This window comes from Paralcaligenes ureilyticus (genome assembly GCF_004346225.1).
Classification (GTDB): Bacteria; Pseudomonadota; Gammaproteobacteria; order Burkholderiales; family Burkholderiaceae_B; genus Paralcaligenes; species Paralcaligenes ureilyticus.
In genome coordinates this window covers 15794-35493 of record NZ_SMAJ01000013.1, presented here as the reverse complement: position 1 = coordinate 35493, position 19700 = coordinate 15794, and the positions used below count along the sequence as shown (strand labels likewise).

General features: G+C 57.1%; 16 protein-coding genes. 3 read left to right on the top strand and 13 right to left on the bottom strand.

The window, feature by feature from the left end; all coding sequences use genetic code 11:
* Window positions 1-4: 4 nt before the first annotated feature.
* From EDC26_RS14880 to EDC26_RS14840, 9 genes are all read right to left on the bottom strand, one after another.
* The gene (locus EDC26_RS14880; protein ID WP_132584031.1) at window positions 5-1429 is read right to left on the bottom strand and encodes an MmgE/PrpD family protein; all 1425 of its coding nucleotides are present in this window, start codon (window positions 1427-1429) and stop codon (window positions 5-7) included.
* Window positions 1430-1469: 40 nt separating this feature from the next.
* Window positions 1470-2153 (bottom strand): ABC transporter ATP-binding protein, encoded by a 684-nt coding sequence (locus EDC26_RS14875; RefSeq protein WP_132584029.1) that lies wholly within the window; start codon window positions 2151-2153, stop codon window positions 1470-1472.
* 24 nt (window positions 2154-2177) lie between these two features.
* A complete protein-coding gene (locus EDC26_RS14870) occupies window positions 2178-2936 on the bottom strand; it encodes an ABC transporter ATP-binding protein (RefSeq protein ID WP_132584027.1) in 759 nt (252 codons plus the stop codon).
* 9 nt (window positions 2937-2945) lie between these two features.
* A complete protein-coding gene (locus EDC26_RS14865; protein ID WP_132584025.1) occupies window positions 2946-3806 on the bottom strand; it encodes a branched-chain amino acid ABC transporter permease in 861 nt (286 codons plus the stop codon).
* A 74-nt stretch (window positions 3807-3880) separates the two neighbouring features.
* Window positions 3881-4777, bottom strand: coding sequence for a branched-chain amino acid ABC transporter permease (locus EDC26_RS14860; RefSeq protein WP_165931042.1), 897 nt, complete (start codon window positions 4775-4777; stop codon window positions 3881-3883).
* 69 nt (window positions 4778-4846) lie between these two features.
* Window positions 4847-6010 carry an ABC transporter substrate-binding protein gene (locus tag EDC26_RS14855; RefSeq protein ID WP_132584021.1) on the bottom strand — a complete coding sequence of 388 codons (1164 nt, stop codon included), beginning with the start codon at window positions 6008-6010 and terminating at the stop codon, window positions 4847-4849.
* A 51-nt stretch (window positions 6011-6061) separates the two neighbouring features.
* Window positions 6062-6820: an isochorismatase family protein gene (locus EDC26_RS14850; RefSeq protein ID WP_132584019.1), complete on the bottom strand. Its 759-nt coding sequence runs from the start codon at window positions 6818-6820 to the stop codon at window positions 6062-6064.
* Window positions 6744-8141, bottom strand: coding sequence for a dihydroorotase (locus EDC26_RS14845; protein WP_132584017.1), 1398 nt, complete (start codon window positions 8139-8141; stop codon window positions 6744-6746). Before EDC26_RS14845 ends, EDC26_RS14850 begins: the two co-directional genes overlap by 77 nt.
* Entirely contained in the window at window positions 8138-9214 is a 1077-nt protein-coding gene (locus EDC26_RS14840; protein WP_132584015.1) for a CobW family GTP-binding protein, read from the bottom strand. The genes EDC26_RS14845 and EDC26_RS14840 overlap by 4 nt, the downstream gene beginning before the upstream one ends.
* A gap of 194 nt (window positions 9215-9408) precedes the next feature.
* Here EDC26_RS14840 and EDC26_RS14835 point away from each other — a divergent pair, with 194 nt between their 5' ends.
* Both EDC26_RS14835 and EDC26_RS14830 read left to right on the top strand, forming a co-directional pair.
* Window positions 9409-10287, top strand: a complete 879-nt coding sequence (locus tag EDC26_RS14835; protein ID WP_132584013.1) for an IclR family transcriptional regulator — start codon at window positions 9409-9411, stop codon at window positions 10285-10287.
* An 83-nt stretch (window positions 10288-10370) separates the two neighbouring features.
* On the top strand, window positions 10371-11792 hold the full coding sequence (locus EDC26_RS14830) for an amidase (RefSeq protein ID WP_132584011.1): 1422 nt from the start codon (window positions 10371-10373) through the stop codon (window positions 11790-11792).
* Window positions 11793-12349: 557 nt separating this feature from the next.
* On the opposite strand, the gene EDC26_RS14825 is transcribed toward EDC26_RS14830, so the two are convergent.
* From EDC26_RS14825 to EDC26_RS14810, 4 genes are all read right to left on the bottom strand, one after another.
* The gene (locus tag EDC26_RS14825; protein ID WP_132584009.1) at window positions 12350-15367 is read right to left on the bottom strand and encodes an FAD-binding and (Fe-S)-binding domain-containing protein; all 3018 of its coding nucleotides are present in this window, start codon (window positions 15365-15367) and stop codon (window positions 12350-12352) included.
* A gap of 12 nt (window positions 15368-15379) precedes the next feature.
* Window positions 15380-16150, bottom strand: coding sequence for a 2-keto-4-pentenoate hydratase (locus EDC26_RS14820; protein WP_132584007.1), 771 nt, complete (start codon window positions 16148-16150; stop codon window positions 15380-15382).
* Between the two features lie 43 nt (window positions 16151-16193).
* Window positions 16194-17492: an MFS transporter gene (locus EDC26_RS14815; RefSeq protein ID WP_132584005.1), complete on the bottom strand. Its 1299-nt coding sequence runs from the start codon at window positions 17490-17492 to the stop codon at window positions 16194-16196.
* A gap of 115 nt (window positions 17493-17607) precedes the next feature.
* Window positions 17608-18828: a pyridoxal-phosphate-dependent aminotransferase family protein gene (locus EDC26_RS14810; protein ID WP_132584003.1), complete on the bottom strand. Its 1221-nt coding sequence runs from the start codon at window positions 18826-18828 to the stop codon at window positions 17608-17610.
* A gap of 157 nt (window positions 18829-18985) precedes the next feature.
* Here EDC26_RS14810 and EDC26_RS14805 point away from each other — a divergent pair, with 157 nt between their 5' ends.
* The gene (locus EDC26_RS14805; protein ID WP_132584001.1) at window positions 18986-19699 is read left to right on the top strand and encodes a GntR family transcriptional regulator; all 714 of its coding nucleotides are present in this window, start codon (window positions 18986-18988) and stop codon (window positions 19697-19699) included.
* The last annotated feature ends 1 nt before the right edge of the window (window position 19700 follow it).

The window sequence follows — 19700 nt, the reverse complement described above, 5'->3', positions numbered from 1 at the left end:
GTCATTAGCCAAGGTTCTGCTCGATAGGCCGATTACTGAAAAACACATCGACCCATTGCCCCCAAGGGCGCTCCAGGTCGCCATGTTGTGCTGTTTCAGCCACGCAGGCGTGCAGGCGCCGCATCGCAGGCAACAGGCCCGGCATCGTGGCTTGAGATAGGCCGCGTATCTTTTCCCATAACTCCTCATCGTCGAAAGGCAGATCGGGGCCTCCGCGCGCACTCAGGCAAACCGCCGTGTGTTCGCGCCCGTCTTTCCTGACAACGGTCAAATAAGCCGGCCGATCCTGCGGCCATGGCAGTTCCTGCACCACCAAAGACATATCGACGTGTGCGCGCAGGCGCTTGACACGCTCGTCTTGCAACGCTTTGGAATCGAATGCGGCCGCGCCGCCGTGACCATGAACCAACGACGTGGCCAAAGCATGAGGCAATGAAAACTTGGCCCCCAAAGTGGTCGTGGGCTGATAGTCGTTAAGCGTGAGTCCAAGGCGATGCGTTTTGATACGAATACGTTGCACATCGGCCCCGCCCAGCAGATCGGGCTGTTCATGCACTATCTGCTGCATGGCCTCGATGGCCGAGTGGGCATACTGGCAGCAGGCATTGATCTTATGGTAGCCCGATGCGACGGCCCATTCCTGGCCTAAACCCTCGGTCAGGCTGGCCGGATCGGCATCGCTTCCGAGCGTTTCAAAATAAACATCATGCGGGGTCTGCGCCAGGCCCGCAATGCCGGCCTGGGCCCATTCAATCGCATGAAAGCCGTTGGAGATTCCGGCCGCTGCCCACGTATTGCGAACCAGGGCGCCCCGTATGGCCTGGCTGTACGGGCCGACCACACCGAGCGTGGCGGCGTTGGAAAGCGCGGCCAACATGATATCGGCGGGCAGACGGCGAAGGAATCCAATCGACGCGGTAGCGCCGACCGCGCAAAACAAGGCGTGCGGATGAATTTTAAGCGCCGGAAAAGACCAGGTTTTGGCAAATCGTGCAGTCGTCTCATACGCAAGGACGCCAGCGCGTATCACTTCGGACGTGGCGATATGCTCGCTTTCGGCTATGGCGAACAAAACCGGCAAGGTGTAGAGGCCGGCATGGCAAACAGCCTTCCGATAGCCTTCATCGAGTTCATTCCAGCTTGCGGCCAGGGCATTACCCATAGCCGCCTGGGCCATCGATAATTGCGGCCGGCCATTTCGAAACAACGATGCACGGCCTGCAGGCCCTCGCTTCACAAGGCCTGCATGCGCCGCAATGACTTGAGGCTCCTGTTCGGCGGAAAGCATGGCTGCCAGGTCATCGGCCATGATCATGACAGCCTTCTTGCGCGCCGAACCGGGAATATCGGCCAGCTCCTGGCTAACAGACCATTGGACAAACGCTTGCAACTCACGGCCTGCAGCTTCACGCAGTTCGTGTTCATTCATATCGATTTCCTCGGCGATATCGCATTGAGGCGGTTCTTTCTCAGAACAAATGCCACAGGCTTTCTTCTTGCAGCAATTGTTGGCTGGGGCCGTCGAAAATAATGCGCCCCGACTTGATCACCAGCGCGCGCTCCACCTGTTTCAAGGCCGCCTGTACATTTTGCTCGACGATGACCACCGTCGTGCCTTCATCCTGATTAACCCGCCTGATGCATTCCAGTACGTCCTTCACAATGATGGGAGCCAGGCCTGTCGTAGGTTCGTCCAGCAACAGCAGGCTCGGACGCGTCATCAACCCCATTCCCAGCGCCAGCATCTGCTGCTGGCCACCGCTCATGGAGCCCGCCAGATGCCGCTTTCTTTGGCCCAGGACAGGAAATATCCGGCACACGGTTTCGCTATAGGCCGGATCATGCAGCAGCCCGGAAATACGCAGGTTCTGTTCTACGGTCAAATCGCGAAATACGTTGTGCCCTTGCGGCACGAATGCAATTCCGGCCCGTACGTTCAGGTGAACCTGTCCAGGTACAACCCGCCGATCTCCATACTCGATACGCCCGGTCATGTGCGCCATATCGCCCACACAGCTTTTAAGCAGGGTTGTTTTGCCTGCTCCATTGTGCCCAAATATTCCGACGCGCTCCCCATCATCGATTTTCAACGACAGATCATGGAGTACTTGCAGCTTGCCGTAATAGGCGTTCACGTTATCGACATTCAACACGGTAGGCTCTCTTTTCTCGAACGCTTATGCACCGAAATACAATTCGGCCAATGTTTTGCTGGAAAGAAGGCTCTCGACGCTGCCGCGCTCAAGAATTTTCCCGCTAGCCATGAACACGGCACTGTTGCATAAATCCTTGATGAAAGAGACGTTATGCTCAACCACGCACACCGCCCTTCCCCCCTCGGCCTCTTCGCGCACAATCGCTTTCATCGTGTCGTAGGCATGCCCCTCGACTCCCGCCATAGGTTCATCGAGCAACAGGCAATCGCCATCATTCATGAGGGCACGGGCCAAACCGACCAGCTTCTGCTGGCCAAACGGGATGTCATTAACGCTGGTGTTGGCTATGGCATCAAGTTTCATCCGGGCCAATATCGACATGGCCTGCGCGCGTAGCGCCGCATCGGTTTTTGCGAGATTTCGTGGATGCAACACGATATGGGACAGCCGTTCGCCCGGATAATCACGCGGGGCGATCAGCATGTTTTCCAACGCGGTCATTGTCGAAAACAGGCGCATATTCTGCCAGGTGCGCGCCACGCCCAGCCGGGCGCGGCGATGCAAAGGCAGGCCGTCAAGACTCTGGCCACCTACAGAAATGGAGCCCGAGTCCACCGGGAATACACCCGAGATCAAATTGAACAGCGACGTCTTGCCTGCCCCATTGGGGCCGATCAACCCGAGAATTTCGCCTCGTTGTATCTCCAGCGATATCTGATCGGCCACGACAATGCCGCCAAAACGTTTGCAGACTTGATCGAGCGATATGACCGTTGCCATGATGCCTCCTCAGTGTTGACGCTTGCGCGGCGCGACAAGGCCCTGAGGGCGCAAGAACAGAAAAAGAATAACCAGCAATGAAAATATCACCCCCTGCAAAGGCGCCATGATGCTTAACGGAAGGTTCAAAAAGCTGATTGCCTGCGGCAAGATCAACAACAACATCGCGCCAACGACAGGCCCCCAGTGCGACCCCATGCCGCCTACCACGACCATGGTCAGGATCATTGCCGATTGTAGAATTTCAAACTGCTCAGGACTCACATACTGGTAATAGTAGGCATAGATCCCGCCGGCAATGCCGGCCAGCCCCGAGCCGATCGCGAAGATTGTCAGTTTGATGTTCATGGCATTTCGCCCCAGTGTGGAAAATGCCAATTCATCATCGCGCATCGCCGAGACCGCCCGCCCGTAAGGCCCGTTAATCAGCCAGCGAATGAACAAAACCACGACCACTGCCATAGCGCAGGACACCACGGCGAATACGGCGCTTCGATTCGAACCATGAACAATATTGGGAATGCCTCCCAGGCCGCTGGCACCTCCCGTTATGCCAAGATGCTTCATGATTTCAAGCAAACCCAATTGAAATCCGATACTGGTTATCAACAAGTAATCGCCCGATACACGCAGCGAAGGCAGCGACAACATGATCGACGCGACAAAAGCGAGGCCGCCGCCGCAAAGAACCGCAAGCACCGGGTTCAGATTGAAATGGATCGCCAGCAGCCCGGTGGTATAAGCACCGATCGCGAAGAAAATCGGATGGGCAATGCTGATCAGCCCGCCAAAGCCGATAATCAAGTTGAAGCTGGAACTGAGGATGACGTAAATTCCAATTAAAACCGCCAGCGAGACAAAATATTCCATGCCTTACACCCCCCGGTATGACAGTGCATTGGTTGCAAGAACAACATCTGGCCTGGTCGAAGTAGCAATCATTTTTATCCACGCGCCCATAGTTTGAATTTTTTGAACTTGACGCCTTGCGGAAAGAACAGAATCGTCACGAACAGGAACACGTACAAAATAACGCCCTGCCACTGAGAAGGGATCACGATAATGCTCAGGCTCTGTATCAGCGAAAGCGCCACAGCAGCCCATGCCGCCCCATAAATACGCCCCATGCCGCCCAGCAAGGTCGAGATCACCGCAAACAACATCATTTCCAACGGGGTGCTTGGAATCATCGAGGCGCGCGTGCCAAACAGATACATACCGGCGGTAATCAATATGGCCGTGATCAGGAAGGTCATAAAATAGGCCTGCTTCACACTGATGCCATACAGCTTCGACAGCTCGGCGTTGTCGGCGACGGCCGCCATGAACTGCCCTTGCCGTGTCCTGCCGATGAAGATGGACAACAGCAGCAGCAACACGGCGGTGATCGCCAGAGCCTTCATGTCCCAATGGCTGATGACAATGCCGTGGACGATCTCGACCGGCGACATAATGCTTTGTGTGAGAGACAGAGGCTCCGTGCCGAAGATCATGGCCAATAGATAGGCCAGGAATTCAGACACCACCAAGGTGAAAATAAAAAACGTTAAGCTGGGTGATTTTCGGGCCCGCAAAACCTGCAAGCCGTAAATATCCATGAACTGGCTGGCCGAAATCGTGACGGCCAAACCGAACAGAACGCTGGACCACAACGGCCAATGCAGCCAGTTATGCGCTGCATACATGCCGTAAAACGCGACGGCCATCAGCCCAGCCTGCGCAAAATTCCAGATTTTCACAACCTTCAAGACCAACGAGAAGGCAACTGAAAACAGTATCGCGTAAGTCGACGCGGCCAGTCCGGTCCACACAATCTGCAGCAAGATGGAGACATCAATCACATCGGTCCTCCGCGAACCTGGAACGAGCATATTGGCCGCTCACGCAACCATACGCTCGCCCATTATTTTTTATTTGATAGTCGCCAGCGGAACGAACCGGCCATCTTTCACCGTCAGCAAATACACGGGTTTTTTGACCCGATGATCCTCTCCCACCACAAGGCCGCCAGTCATGGGCAAATCGAATGTTTTGACGGCAAGCAACGCTTTGCGCATATTCTCGCCGGTAGCGGGCAGCTTGTTCTTTTTTACCCATTTATATAAGTCAGCGACAAGATACGGGCCGTCATACAAGTATTGGGTGTAGGGCAATCCATTGGGCACCCGGTGCTCGGTCTTTTTCCAGCGTTCGATGAACGCCGCCACGTTGGGGTTATCGTTCTCGCCGGGGGCCAGCGACGTCACAATTAGCCCCTCGGCGGCAGTGCCCAGCTGCTCGATGACTTTGGGGTTATACCCGGCCGAATAGGTCGACACTCGCTGCTTTAGCCCCAGTTGCCGCATTTGCGCGATAACTTGCGGCAAATCGGAAACCAGCCCCTGAATATGCACAATATCGGGATTGGCGACGCGCAATTTAAGCAAGGCTCCGGTAAATTCCGTGGCCTTGGTATCGTAGGCCTCGTAGGCCACAATCTTGCCGCCGGCCTTTTCAAACACACTCTTGTATATCCGCGCGCCCTCGACGCCGCTGTCGTTATTGATATATAGAACCGCAGCCGTTTTCTTGCCCAGCGTGTTATAGGTATAGGTCGCCAGAGCGCTCACATCCACATCGGCCAGCGGGAAGGTGGTGTATACATAGTCACCAAGCTTGGCAATCTCGGGTGAATTCGCACCCACACTGAGTTCCAGCACCTTCTCACGATTGGCGATGGGTGCGACCGCCTTGACCACGGCGCTCCAGGCAGTGATGAACACAGGCACCTTATCGACGCTGGTCAAACGATTGACTGTACTGATGCCCAACTGCGGGTCGGCCTGAGTATCCAGCACAATCATGTCCAGCATCTGCCCATCAACGCCGCCTTTGGCATTGATGTCGCTGACGGCCCACTGTGCCGCTTTGACCTGATCGGCGCCGTACAGCGCCTGCGAACCCGACAGCGGCATAGCCAGGCCAAACTTCAGCGAACCCGCTTTGCCCTGCGACCATACATAAGACGGTACCGTTGTGGCTCCCAGTGCAAGCGCCGATAATTTCAGCATCTGGCGTCGATTCATTTTGCTCATTTTGTCTCCTTGACGGAATGGAAGGTGTTGAATGTGTGTGACGATTGAACGTTAAGCTTCAACTTTTCTTAATTGCGCCAGCACCGCCTCAGTAGAGGCGACATCAGCGTATTTTTCGGACATATCAAATAAATTAACCGCATGAGAAACACGGCTTCGGTCATACACCGCATCTTGTGGAACCAGTACCTTGAAATTCAAAGAAAAGGCATCCACCACACTGCCGCGCACACAACCACTCGTCGTGCAGCCCGTAACAATCAGCGTATCCGCTTGCAGATCGATTAAATGGCTCGCCAAAGCAGTGCCGAAAAACGCACTGGGATGCTTTTTGGGAAGCAGAATATCTCCCTCGCGAGGCGCAACTTCAGTCACGAAGTCATAGCCATGCGCCGGAATATTCATAATGGCCGGCACTTTCTGCGCCAACCGCCCACCATCGGTTTTCTTTTTCGGCGCAACATGCGGGTACAGTACCGGCCAGCCACGGAGACGAAACTCATCGAGCAACAGCTTGATATGATCGACGGCATGCCAGCCAACCTCGCCGCAGCTCGTGGGAAATTCTTTAATGGATTCCCAAAATGGAAGCGGCGTCGTCCCCACGGTACGATACTGTACGTCGATAATCAATAGTGCCGGCCGTTTGCCGATGCCGCCCGGGCGACCAAAGCCGGCCGCCCGGTAGGCGCGCTGTTCGTCGTCACTGATAATGTCATCCCAAGGTTTCACTTCACGCTCCTGTTCGCGTAGCCGGCAGACTTCGATGCAGGTAATGCCCGTAGCCCGGCTGCCCGATAATTTTTCCATCTTCCATCACCGTCTGGCCGCGCACAATCGTGCGTACCGGCCAACCTTTCAATTCCTGGCCCTCATACAGGCTGTAGTCGGAATACGAGCCCAATTCATCTGGATTGACGGTACGAACCCGGTTAATGTCCACAAGCGTTATATCGGCCTGTGCGCCCACGTTAAGGGAACCTTTGTAAGGCGCCAGATTGAAAATCCTCGCCGGAGCCGCCGTCAGAAGCTCGGCGATTCTCCGCAAGCTCAAGCGCCCCTTGTGGTAACCCTCGTGCAACAACACGGGCAAAATAGTCGCCGTGCCGGGAAAACCTTGCGAAGCCAGCCATAGCGGCTTCTCTTTCGTGGCACGCTTGCGCGGCACATGATCGGAGGCCACCACGTCAATCGATCCGTCGCGCAAGCCTTCCCACATGGCTTCGACATCCTGGGCCGTACGAAATGGAGGGTTGGCTTTACCCAGGCTGCCAAGGTCGGCATCCTCGGTATGCGTCAGGTAATGCGGGCAGGTCTCAACGTACACGTTATCGTACCGCTGGCGCCATTTGCGCACCTCGTCAAGCGCCAGCCTGCTGCTGATATGCGGGATATATAAACGTGCGCCCAGGTGTTCGGCAAAATACATGGCGCGCACACAGCTTTCGGCCTCGGTAAAGGCAGGCTTGGAAGCGGACCAGTCTTTAAGAGTGGCCCGACCCTGGGCCTGCAACTTGCGACGAATATGATTAACGATTTCAATATTTTCCGTATGGCAAACGATGGTGACGTCGCCGATTTTCGCTGCTGCCGCCAATAAATCGTAAAGATAGCTGTCATCAGTCCCATCAAGCCCAAGGTATCGGCCTTCCTCGCCCTTGAAGTTCATGAAATATTTGAACGATGTCACGCCGTAGGTGGAAACGTAATCCTCCAGCTCTGCAATGTGGCGCTCATTGGCCGCGCTGAAATGAAACGCATAGTCGACATAGGCACGGGTCCTGGCATATTCCTGTTCGCGCCGAAAGACGTCGGCATAGGCTTCGTTATTCAGGAAATAGCCGATTACCGTCGTGAAACCGCCTTGAGCCGCATAAATTGTCTCGGTTTCATATTCGGTGATTTTTTCCGCAAAACCAAAATGGACATGCGCATCAATCAAACCAGGAAACACATGCAGCCCTTTGGCCGATTGCTCGGGCATGCCTTCAGCGACAGCAACCCCTGGCGCCAGCCGGGCCGCAATTTTTCCATCCAGAATCAACAAATCGGTGGGCGTGCCCTCCGTCTCGTGGTCTACCAGAATACCGCCACGCAATACATAGTCAGCAGCCAATTTCTTTCCTTTCATGACAAACAATCATTGACCTCATCGAGCGTAAGCGGGCGGCTTGAGGGCTCAGCGATGGACAATGCCCGCACACTGTCCTGCAGCCAGCCCGCATCGAGATCCAAACCAATGCACACCAATCTGGAACGGGGATCGGCGTCGGGCCAGCGCGCAAGAAACGTCGGACTGTGAAATACCTTTCCCACTCCTTGAATAAGCACGAACGGACGCGCATCATCCATACGCAACAGCCCTTTGCAACGCAGCAGGCGGTCTTCATAGTGATGCACCAGTAAATTCCACCACGCCGACACTCCGGCCCAGGTCGGTTGTACGTCGATAAACGCGCTCCATGATCCAATGCCGTGATCGTGTATGCCATGGTCATGGGCCTCTTCAGGCTGAGCCGCGGAAAATTGAGAGACCGCCACCCCGCTTTCGATATGGCGCTGTTGGGACGAAAGCAATGCCATACTGCGGCAAACCTCATCGACCGCGAATACCGATGTCGCCGCTTGGCCGGCAGCCGATTCGCTGACCTGCGCGTGAGGATTCACCTGCTTGAGCAAGCCGCGCAACACCTTCAATGGCGCGGCGCCGGCCAAATCGGTTTTGGTAATGACCAGTTGATCGGCGACACTGGCCTGCCGCAACGATTCCCCATGGGTATGCAACTGCGCTGCGCCTTGAACCGCATCAACGGTTGCAATGACCTGTCCAAGTTGAAAGTGATCCATCAGCACCCGGTCGCCCAGCAACGCATGCAAAATGGGTAGCGGGTCAGCAAGGCCGGTGGTTTCGATGATGACCTGCCGTAAATCCGCTTGGCCCGCCTGGGCCGCCACATCCTTGATTTGCAACAGAGTTTCGCGCAAAGAATGCGTCACCGTGCAGCATAGACAGCCGGAATCAAGAAGATAAACGTTATCGGCCACTTCTTGAAACACGAATTGATCCAATCCGATAGCGCCAAATTCGTTGACGATAACCGCGGTGCCACCTGTTCCGTGCTGACGCAGAAACGCATTGAGAAGAGTCGTTTTCCCGCTGCCGAGAAAGCCCGTCAAGACGTTGCAGGTGACCTTCCTGTCCATAAAGAAACCGACCTCATTAGAAAGCCCTCTACTTGATGCCACCAGGGTTTTTGTAACGGCTACCGAAATTCTTTTCCATTGGAAATAGATAATATCGAATTTTATTATGACAGGCAATATTTAATTTCGCTAGATATTACTTTATGATGACTCAATATTGTTTTCAGACAACTCTAAAATAACGATGTTTACTCATGAACGACTTGGAAAAAATGATATCTATGCCTCAGCCTGAACCCAAAAAAAGGAGGGCCGGCCCGGACACGCCGCCACACAAATCCAACTCGGTCGATGCCATTAGGGTCGCTATCCGGATTCTGGATGAAATAGCGCTGGCACGACGTGCAATGCGCATTACTGATCTGGCCGATGCCCTGGGTGAGACGAAACCGCGTATACATCGTCATCTGGCGACCCTACGAGAAGCGGGCCTGGTCGAACAAGAAGAATCAACTGAACGATATCGGCTGGGATGGCGGCTATTTCAATTGGGAGAAGCCGCCGGAACGCAGTTCGACCTGCGCTACAGAGCTGAGCCCTACTTGATCAAACTACGGGATGAGCTTAAGCAAACAGCAGTCCTGGCTGTGCCCATCAATGGACAGCCCGTCGTCATCGCCACGGCAGACAACATTTACGCCAGGCTGTGCATCTCGGTCAAACCCGGCAACCGGCCGCTGCCGCACTGTTCCGCATTCGGGCGCCTGGTATTGGCGTTCTCATCCAAAGCCGAGCAACATAAATTATTGAGCCAGGAGCTGATTGCCGAAACGGATAAATCCATGACTGACCGGGTAAAGGTAGTGGCCCGGCTCGCGCTGATCAAGAGCCGGTTTTACGAATACGCCGAAAGCGAAATGATGTTGGGCGTCAATACGATCGTCACACCGATTTTCCGCCAAGACAACATTCTGGCCGGCGCCATCGGCATTGTCGGATCAATTCAGGATATTCCCAATCCGCCCCACCCTCACCAGATTGCCGTGCTACAACAGGTCTCGAAAGAATTATCAAAGCAATTGAATAGCGATGCCTACGATAAAATGTTCAACGATCCAATCCAGGCCGCATAGGACTGCATCCGCACTGGACACCACAACAGATTTCGCGCACCGCATCCTTGTCCGCGATACAACGATGTCGGGAGCTTATTCCAATGAGCCAGAATCATGATATTTGTTCTATGACAGCGACCGAAATGGCGGCCGCCATTCGAGCCGGCCATCTCTCTGCAACCGAAACCGTTAGTGCACATCTGGCCCGTATCGAAAACGTTAACTCCAAGGTCAACGCCATCATCACATTGCATGCAGAGCAGGCGATCGCGGCAGCCAAGGCCGCCGATGAAGCTCAGGCGCATGGAGCAACGCTGGGGCCCTTGCACGGCCTGCCGGTCGCGCACAAGGATCTGCTGCTGACCAAAGGGATGCGCACCACTTTCGGCTCCAAAATTTACGAACATTTCGTGCCGACCGAAAACTCGCTGATCGTCGAACGTCAGTTGCAAGCAGGCGCCATCAGCCTGGGCAAAACCAATACGCCGGAATTCGGCGCCGGCTCGCAAACATTCAATGCGGTATTTGGCGCCACACGCAACCCCTATGATCTGTCCCGAACATGCGGGGGTTCAAGCGGAGGTTCGGCCGTTGCGCTGGCAACAGGCATGGTTGCACTGGCCGACGGCACCGACATGTTCGGATCGTTGCGCTGTCCGGCCAATTACACCAATACAGTTGGGCTGCGGCCCTCTGTCGGCCGCGTTCCGCAAATCCCCGAACACAATGGCTGGGACAGCCTGTCCGTCAGCGGGCCGATGGCGCGCACCGTCAAAGATATCGCGCTGCATTTGTCCGTCATGGCCGGGCCAGACGCGCGCGATCCGCTATCCATCACGGAAGACGGCGCGCGCTTTCGGGCACCTCTGGAGCGCAGCCTGAAAGGCGTGCGCATCGCCTTTAGCCCGACCATGGGCGGCCTCCCGATCGACAAGCAGGTTTCACAAGCCATCGACGCGCAGCGCCACGTATTTCAGGACTTGGGCTGCATCGTTGAAGACGCCTGCCCCGATTTCCGCCACGCGCATGAAATTGCCATGGCGCTGCGCGCCTACAGCTTCGAGCTGCGTCTCGGCCCAATCATGAACCAGCACCCAGGCGTTATGAAAAGCACAATCGTGCGCGACATCGAGGCCGGTCGCCGGCTTAGCGCATCGCAACTGGCGCAGGTGGAAAAACTGCGTACCGCGCTATTTCAGCGTGTACATCATTTCATGCAGACCTATGAATTCATGGTATTTCCCGTCAATCAGGTGCCGCCCTTCCCGATCGAACAGGAATACGTCACCGAGATCGATGGCGTAAAGATGGAGAGCTACATCGATTGGATGCGCTCTCTTTACTATGTCACCACCACTACTCACCCCGCCATTTCGGTGCCCTGCGGTTTTACAGAAACAGGGTTACCCGTGGGCGTACAGATCGTCGGCCGTCACCGCTGCGAGTTCGAGCTGCTGCAAATGGCCTACGCCTTCGAGCAGGCGACGCAAATCGGATTGCGACGGCCCGCCATTCTTGATTAAAGCGCAGCGCTAAACAGGGCGTGCAGATGTTGAACGCGCAGGCGAGCGGCTTTCCCTTAGAGACGATGATCGAATTTGTACGCCAGTGGTTTTGGTGGCAGCCACAAGGGCTGCCGCTACACCCGCTACGGGTACGTCAACATCAACGATTTGGCACTCACTAAGGGTGCCGCCATATGCGCAACGATTGCGCCAATCAAATCCGCCAACGACCACGCGAGCATCTACCGATCGAGCGTCGTGGGCGGTCAAGGTGGGGCGGGCGATTCGGGCGCGCCGCGCGCAGGGCCGGCTTCGGGGATTCAAGGCGTGCGCTGTTTGAGCAGGCGCTTGCGAATAGCCCAGTGGGCTATTCGCCCTGCGAGTTCGCACGCCGCCCCGAAGCCGGTCCTGCGCGCGGGAAGTCATGGCGCAGCCATGACCGGGCCCGTCAGAGCCCGATCCACCTTGACCGGCCACGATGCGGGGCTAGAAGAAAGTTCTAGCGAAGGCGATGGGATTCTCTAGGCAAGATAAGATTAATGCGGAAGGATGAATGCCACCCACAAGGGGTGGCGCTACAACGCAGCAGCCAGAATACAAGCCACATGCACGGCGTCAACGTCGGCGCCATCATGGATTTGATGACGGCAGCTTGTTCCATCGGCCACCACTACCGAACCGGCGGGCCGCTGGCGCACCGCCGGCAACAGCGTAAGTTCAGCCATGGCCAACGACGTCTCGATATGCTCGGCCTCGTAGCCGAAACTGCCCGCCATACCGCAACAGGACGATTCGATAATAGATACCTTCAGGCCCGGAATCCACCCCAGCACCGTTTGCACCGGTGTAAAAGCGCCGAACGCCTTTTGATGGCAGTGCCCATGCACCAGCGCCTGCTCTACCGCCAAAGCCTTCAAAGGCAAGGACAGGCGCCCCGCCGTCTTTTCCCTGACCAGGAATTCCTCGAACAGGAAAGCCTGTCGGGCCAGCTGACGCGCCTCATCGCCGTAGCCATAATCGAGAAACTCGTCGCGCAGCGACAGCAGGCAGGACGGTTCGAGACCCACTATCGGTATCCCGCGTTCAACGAACGGCTTGAATGTATCGAGCACGCGGCGCGCCTCGATCTTGGCCTGACCGACCAGGCCGGCCGCGAGAAACGTCCTCCCACAGCACAGCGGCCGCTCGCCGGCCTTGATATTGAAATGCACGGTATAGCCGGCCGCCTCCAGAACGCGCTGCGCCGCCCGGGCATTCTCCGGCTCCAGGCTATTGTTGAAGGTATCGACAAACAACACAACATCCTTGCCGCTGCCGCCGATGGCGGACGGCGCCTTCACTGTGGACAAGAATGCAGGCTTAAAGCGCGGCAGGGAACGCTGCGGCGCAAAACCTATGCGGCGTTTCAACCAAGCGGAAACGATGGGGATGTTGTCGGCCAACGCCATCGCCCACCTCAGCTTGCCGGCCAGCGGCGCATAGCGCGGCATAAAGGCAATCAGACGCTCGCGCAAGGTGATGCCGTGCCGCTTCGCCCAGGCGCTGCGCGCCTCGATCTTGAACTTGGCCATATCGACGCCCGTCGGGCAGTCGCGTTTACAACCCTTGCAGGACACGCAAAGGTCCAGGGCCTCTTTCACTTCCAAGCTGGCCAGGCCGGCGCTGCCCAATTGCCCCGAAATGGCCAGCCGCAAGGTATTGGCGCGCCCGCGCGTCACATGCTGCTCGTCGCGGGTGACGCGATAGCTTGGGCACATGGTGCCCGCGTCGAATTTACGGCAATGGCCATTGTTGTTGCACATTTCGACGGCCTTGGCCAAACCGCCCGTCTTGTCGCCGCCCGTTCCCGCCGCGCTTTCTTCGCCGCTTAAGGGGTCGCGCTCGACGTTCCAGGCCGACCAGTCCAGAGCCGTATCGATCGCCGGGGTGTCGTAACCCGGCCCGAAGCGGAAGTTTCGCCTATCGTCCATTTTGGGCGGCCGCACGATCCGGTCGGGACTGAACCGATTGTCGGGATCGAACAGCGCCTTGATTTCACGAAAGGCTTCATTGATGCGCGGGCCATACTGCCAGGCCACCCATTCACCACGGCACAGCCCATCGCCATGCTCACCCGAATAGGCTCCCTGATACTCGTGCACCAGTTCGGACGCTTCCTGGGCAATCGCGCGCATTTTGACCGCGCCGTCGCGCCGCATATCGAGGATAGGCCGCACATGCAGCGTGCCCACGCTGGCATGCGCATACCAGGTGCCTTCGGTGCCGTGCTTGTGGAACACATCGGTGAGCCTGCTGGTGTATTCGGCCAAATGATTGAGCGGCACGGCGCAATCCTCGATGAACGATACCGGCTTGCCATCGCCCTTCATGCTCATCATGATGTTCAGGCCTGCCTTGCGCACGTCCCACAACGCTTTCTGGGCCGAGGCTTCCGACATGAAAATCACGGAACCCGGCAGCCCAAGGTCACCCATCAAGTCAGCCAGCTCGCCCAGCCTCGCAAGCTGGGCGGCCTTATCGTCGCCGGCGAACTCGACCAGTAAAATGGCCTTGGGCTGCCCGACCAGCGCCTGCTCGATGACAGGACGAAACGCCGGATTGCCGATCGCCAGATCGATCATTGTGCGGTCGATCAGCTCCACCGCCATGGGCTTGAGCTTGACAATATGCTGCGCCGAATCCATCGCCTTGTAGAACGTTGGGAAATTGACCACGCCCAACACCTTGTTTACAGGCAAAGGCACGACATCCAGGGTCAATTGCCGGCTGTAGGCCAACGTCCCTTCCGAACCCACCAGAAGTTGGGCCAGATTGGCCACGCCATCGTCCGCATAGGCACGCGGATTCTGGCAATCGAAAATATCAATGTTATAGCCGGCCACCCGGCGCAATACCTTGGGAACGCGCTCGGCAATCTCGTCGCGCTCGCGGGCCGCAATGCCGCGCAACCCTTGCACAATGCCCGCCATGCGAGTGCCCTCGGGCGTATTGCGCAAAGAGCCGAAATGCGCCTGCGTGCCATCGGCCAGTACCGCGTCGACGGCGCGCACGTTGTGCACCATATTGCCGTACTCGATCGAACGCGATCCGCACGAGTTGTTGCCGGCCATGCCGCCGATGGTGCATTGCGCCGCCGTCGATACGTCAACCGGAAACCATAGGCCATGCGGCTTCAGCCAGGCATTCAAATGATCCAGAACCATGCCGGGCTCTACCGTGACCGTGCGTGCCTGCAAATCAAAATCGACCACCTTGTTAAGCCATTTGCTGGTGTCGATGACCAGAGCCTCGCCGGTCGTCTGGCCGCATTGGCTCGTACCCGCGCCACGCGCCAGGACCGGCGCCTTCTGGTCGCGGGCGATTTCGAGCGCAAGCAGCACATCGGCCTGATCGCGCGGCACCACCACCCCGATCGGCATGATTTGATAGATGGACGCATCCGTGGCATAGCGGCCGCGGCTGGCTGCATCAAAGAGCACATCGCCTCGCAACTCCCGGCGCAGCCGGGCAAGCAGCGGCGTGGACAGCCCACCGGCAGCGGACGGAACAAGGTGGATCGGCCTTATCGGCAACGGGGAAAGTTTGTGCGCCATGGCAAGACAGGCCTACTCGATAACAAGTTGCACAGGAGGCAGCCCGGCAATCTGCCCAATGGCCGTGCCAGGCCGATCGGGAAAATGAACGCCGGAGTAGGAGCCTGCCGTCACACTCATCTCCGGAGTCAGAGCCACACCTTGCCCGATGCAGTGATTCACCAGCCACGGCAGCAGGCGGCGCGGATCGCCCGCGGGATTGAATGGCGACTCGCCAAGGATGATATCGGCCCCGTCATACGAAAACGTCATGGACGGATTCGTAAAAGGATACGTCGCCTGGTAAGGCACGGGCTGGCCGACGATCAGCGCGCCATGATTCTGCAGATCGGCCAGTTGCGCCAGCTTGTCGACCTTGGGCCATGCCGCAAAACGGCTGGACACGATTTCGATCGTCGCCGCCATAGCCTTCAGTCCGCTCCCAACCTCTTCATCCGAATACGGCTGCTCCCTGGGCTCGAAGACACGGCCGAAATAAAAAGCGATTTCCAGTTCCAGTCCCAGCACCCCGAAGGCCGAACGCTTGACCGTCGCTGGGCTCGGGTGCAGGCCTTCGATGGGCAGCGGCGCCCCCTGGATGGGCCCGGTCAGCGACTTCGCCCCAACCTTCCAGCCGCCCAGGCTGGCGCCAGCCAGTGTCAGGCACGCCTGTTGCACAACACAGGCAGCCTGGGCGCTCGACGGTATAAGCTCTGCAGACAAGTCGGCAATGGGCGATACGCGCTGGCGTGCCTCCACCAGTTGGCGAGCAAGTGTGAGCTCAGGGCTTTCGGAATGATTCATTTTTTTCCTTATCGTGAACCAGGTCCAACCGGACTATAGACTCTCACAGAGGCGCCTTGCCCGGTTCGGCCGACAACGGGACTGGTGGCAAACCGGTACTGGCGTCGAACTTGCTTTCGGGCTGCATGCGAAATGCCAGGACAACACCTACCGCCATTAAAATCATACTGCCAACGAAGGGCAGGTCCCAGTTGCCGAAACGGTCGATAAGAAAGCCGCCCACGACAGGGCTGAGAATAGCCGCCAGCGCCGAGCCCGTGTTCATCATCCCGCTGGCGGTTCCCGCATGTTGCGGAGCAATGTCCATCGGGATCGCCCACATCGGCCCTATTGTCATCTCTGCAAAGAAAAATCCCGCCGACAGGCTCATGGCCGATACGACGAGATGATGTGTGAACAGCAGCGGCACCAGCGAGAACAACGCCAGCAGCATGCATGTCGACACCATCCAGCTTCGCGCATACTTCAGGCTTCCGGTGCGCTTATAGATTTTATCGGTAACCACGCCGCCCAGCGTGTCGCCAATGACTCCGGCCAAGAAAACGCTGGAAGCGAAGATGGCCGATTTCTTTAAATTCAGGTCATAGTTGTGCAGGAAGTATTGCGGGATCCAGCTAAGGAATAGCCACAGCGTCCAGCCGTAGCAAAAATAGACGATGGTCACCGGCGCCATGCGTTTGAACAGATGCTTCCAGGCTACTTTGATGGCCCGCTTCTTGGGTGGAGTGGGCAGTGAATCGAGCTCTTGTTGCGTGATGCGCGGGTGATCTTTCGGGTGCTCTGTGTAGGAAAACGCCCACAGTGCCACCCACATCAGGCTAAGGGCGCCGACGACATAAAACGAAGCGCGCCAGCCATAGCTGGCCATAATGGCCACCACGATCAGAGGCGCCACCGCATTGCCGATGCGCGACGCCGAGTGCGTAATGCCTTGGGCAAAGCCACGCTTCTCCTTAGGCACCCAATGCGACATCACCGACGTGGCACTGGGGAAGGTGGCGCCTTCACCGAATCCCAAAAGCACTCGGGCGATCAGCATGGACGTCAACCCTCCCGCCATGCCGGTCAGCACCGTCGCAACGCCCCAAACCAGGCCGCAGGCAATCAGCGTTCTACCCGCGCCGAAACGGTCGCTGACCCAGCCGCCGATCACCTGAAACAACAAGTAGGGATACGCAAAGGCTGAAAAAACCAGGCCGACTTCCGTCTTGTTCAGGCCAAAATCCTTGGAAAACCCGACAGCTGCGATACTGACATTGACCCGATCGAGGTACGTAAAAAAATACATCAGGCACAGCAAAAGCAAAATAGTACTTGTCGCGCGAAAGCGAAAGCGTCTCATGATGGATTGTCTCCGTTATATTTTCAGTGGCAGCATCGCTGCTGTGCGTTAACTTCCCTCTGGTGCCTGCTTCTACGGGACGGTCGCCAGTGCATTCATTGGATTCGCCAATGCTCTAAGCCACCGCCTTGAGCGCCGACGATCCGGCAGGAGAAACCAGGTAATCCATAGCCGCCGTCACGCCGCTGGCCGCCAGCCGCACGCCCGAGAGCCGCAACCCCATCTCACAACCGGCGAGCGCCGCCATCAGCGTCAGATCGTTGCAGTCGCCAAGGTGGCCAATACGAAACATGCGGCCCTTGACCTTGCCCAAACCCGTGCCAAGCGACATATTGAAGCGCTCGTACACCGTTTTTCGCACGACGTCTGCATCCATGTTTTCGGGCGTCATCACGCCCGTCAGCACCGGGCTGTAGGCGTCGGTATCGGCACATTGAATTTCCAGGCCCCAGGCGCGCACCGCCTCGCGACACGCATGAGCCAGGCGCTGATGCCTTGCGAAAACGTTCTCCAGGCCTTCGTCCAGAATCATGTCGAGCGCCTCGGACAGGCCATACAGCAAATTGGTATTGGGCGTGTAAGGCCAATAGCCCGTCTTGTTCATCTCGATGATTTCAGTCCAGTCCCAGAAACTGCGCCGCAGTCCGGCGGTTTTGCTGGCTTCGATGGCCTTGGGCGACACGGCATTCAAGCCAATGCCCGGGGGCAGCATCAAGCCTTTTTGAGAGCCTGAAACCGTCACATCCACGCCCCACTCGTCATGGCGGTAATCAATCGAAGCCAGGCCGGAAATGGTGTCGACCAGCAAGAGAGCCGGATGGTTCGCCGCGTCGATGGCGCGACGCACCGCGGCAATATTGGATGTCACCCCGGTCGATGTTTCGTTGTGTACGACGCAGACGGCTTTAATGGCGTGGCCGGAATCGGCCCGCAGACGTTCTTCAATTCTTTGCGCCGACACCGCATGGCGCCAACCGTCGCTGCCGGGCGAGCCCAGAAACTCGGGCTTGAGCCCCAGCTTCTCCGCCATTTTTTTCCACAAGGTGGCGAAATGCCCGGTTTCATACATCAGGACGATGTCGCCTGAGCTCAGCGTATTGGATAGCGCCGCCTCCCAGGCACCCGTGCCCGATGAAGGATAAATGATGACTGGATGCTGGGTTTTAAAAACCTTCTTGATGCCGGCCAATACCTTGAGCCCCAACGCCCCGAACTCCGGACCGCGGTGGTCGATCGTGGGGTAACTGATTGCCCGCAATATGCGATCTGGCACAGGGCTCGGCCCCGGGATCTGCAAAAAATGACGACCCGCAGGGTGGAAGTCAAGTTTGATCATGCGATTTCCTTTTTGCATTTTGAATGCAAAATACTATACCAAAGAAAATCTGACCAGAAAAGCAAAAATTTCATCGCCCACATAGCGTTTACCCTGCTTTGTCTGCGCCTCGCAACATGAAGTAAAATCGCCCCACATCATCTATCTGTCATTTTGCATGCAAAATTTAAATACCAAGGTCGATCAAGTCTTGGCTCCTGTGCTGTCCAAAGTGCTGCGGTTGAGACTGCATGACACGGTGGTCGAGCAATTGCGCAACTTCATCGTCGAAGGGGTGTTGACACCCGGGACCCGGCTCAACGAGCGCGAACTCTGCGAAACCCTGGGAATCTCCCGCACCCCTTTGCGCGAAGCGCTCAAGGTGCTGGCCGCGGAGGGGCTGATCGACATCGTTCCGAACCGCGGGGCTACAGTGTCGCGCATGTCGGAAGCGGAAATCGGGGAAACCTTCGAGCTGATGAGCGGCCTGGAAGCCTTTTCGGGAGAACTGGCCTGCGAGCGCATCACCGCGGTGGAGCTTGCCCAGATCAAGGCGCTGCACTACGCCATGCTCGCCTGCCACGCGCAGAAAGACCTGTCGGGCTACTACAGCAAGAACCAGGAAATTCACGATCGGATCAACGAGGCTGCGGGCAACTCGGCGCTGCGGCAAATTTATACGTCGGTCAACCGGCGTTTGCAGTCATTGCGCTTTCGCTCCAACCTGCACACCGCAAAATGGGACAAGGCCGTCGAGGAACACGAAGAAATGCTCAAGGCGCTTGAAGCCCGCGACGGCAAGCGCCTGGCCGCGATACTGCGCCAGCACCTGCTGGAAAAACGCGACGCTGTGCTGGTACTGCTGGCGGACCAAGAAACACCAGACAACTGAA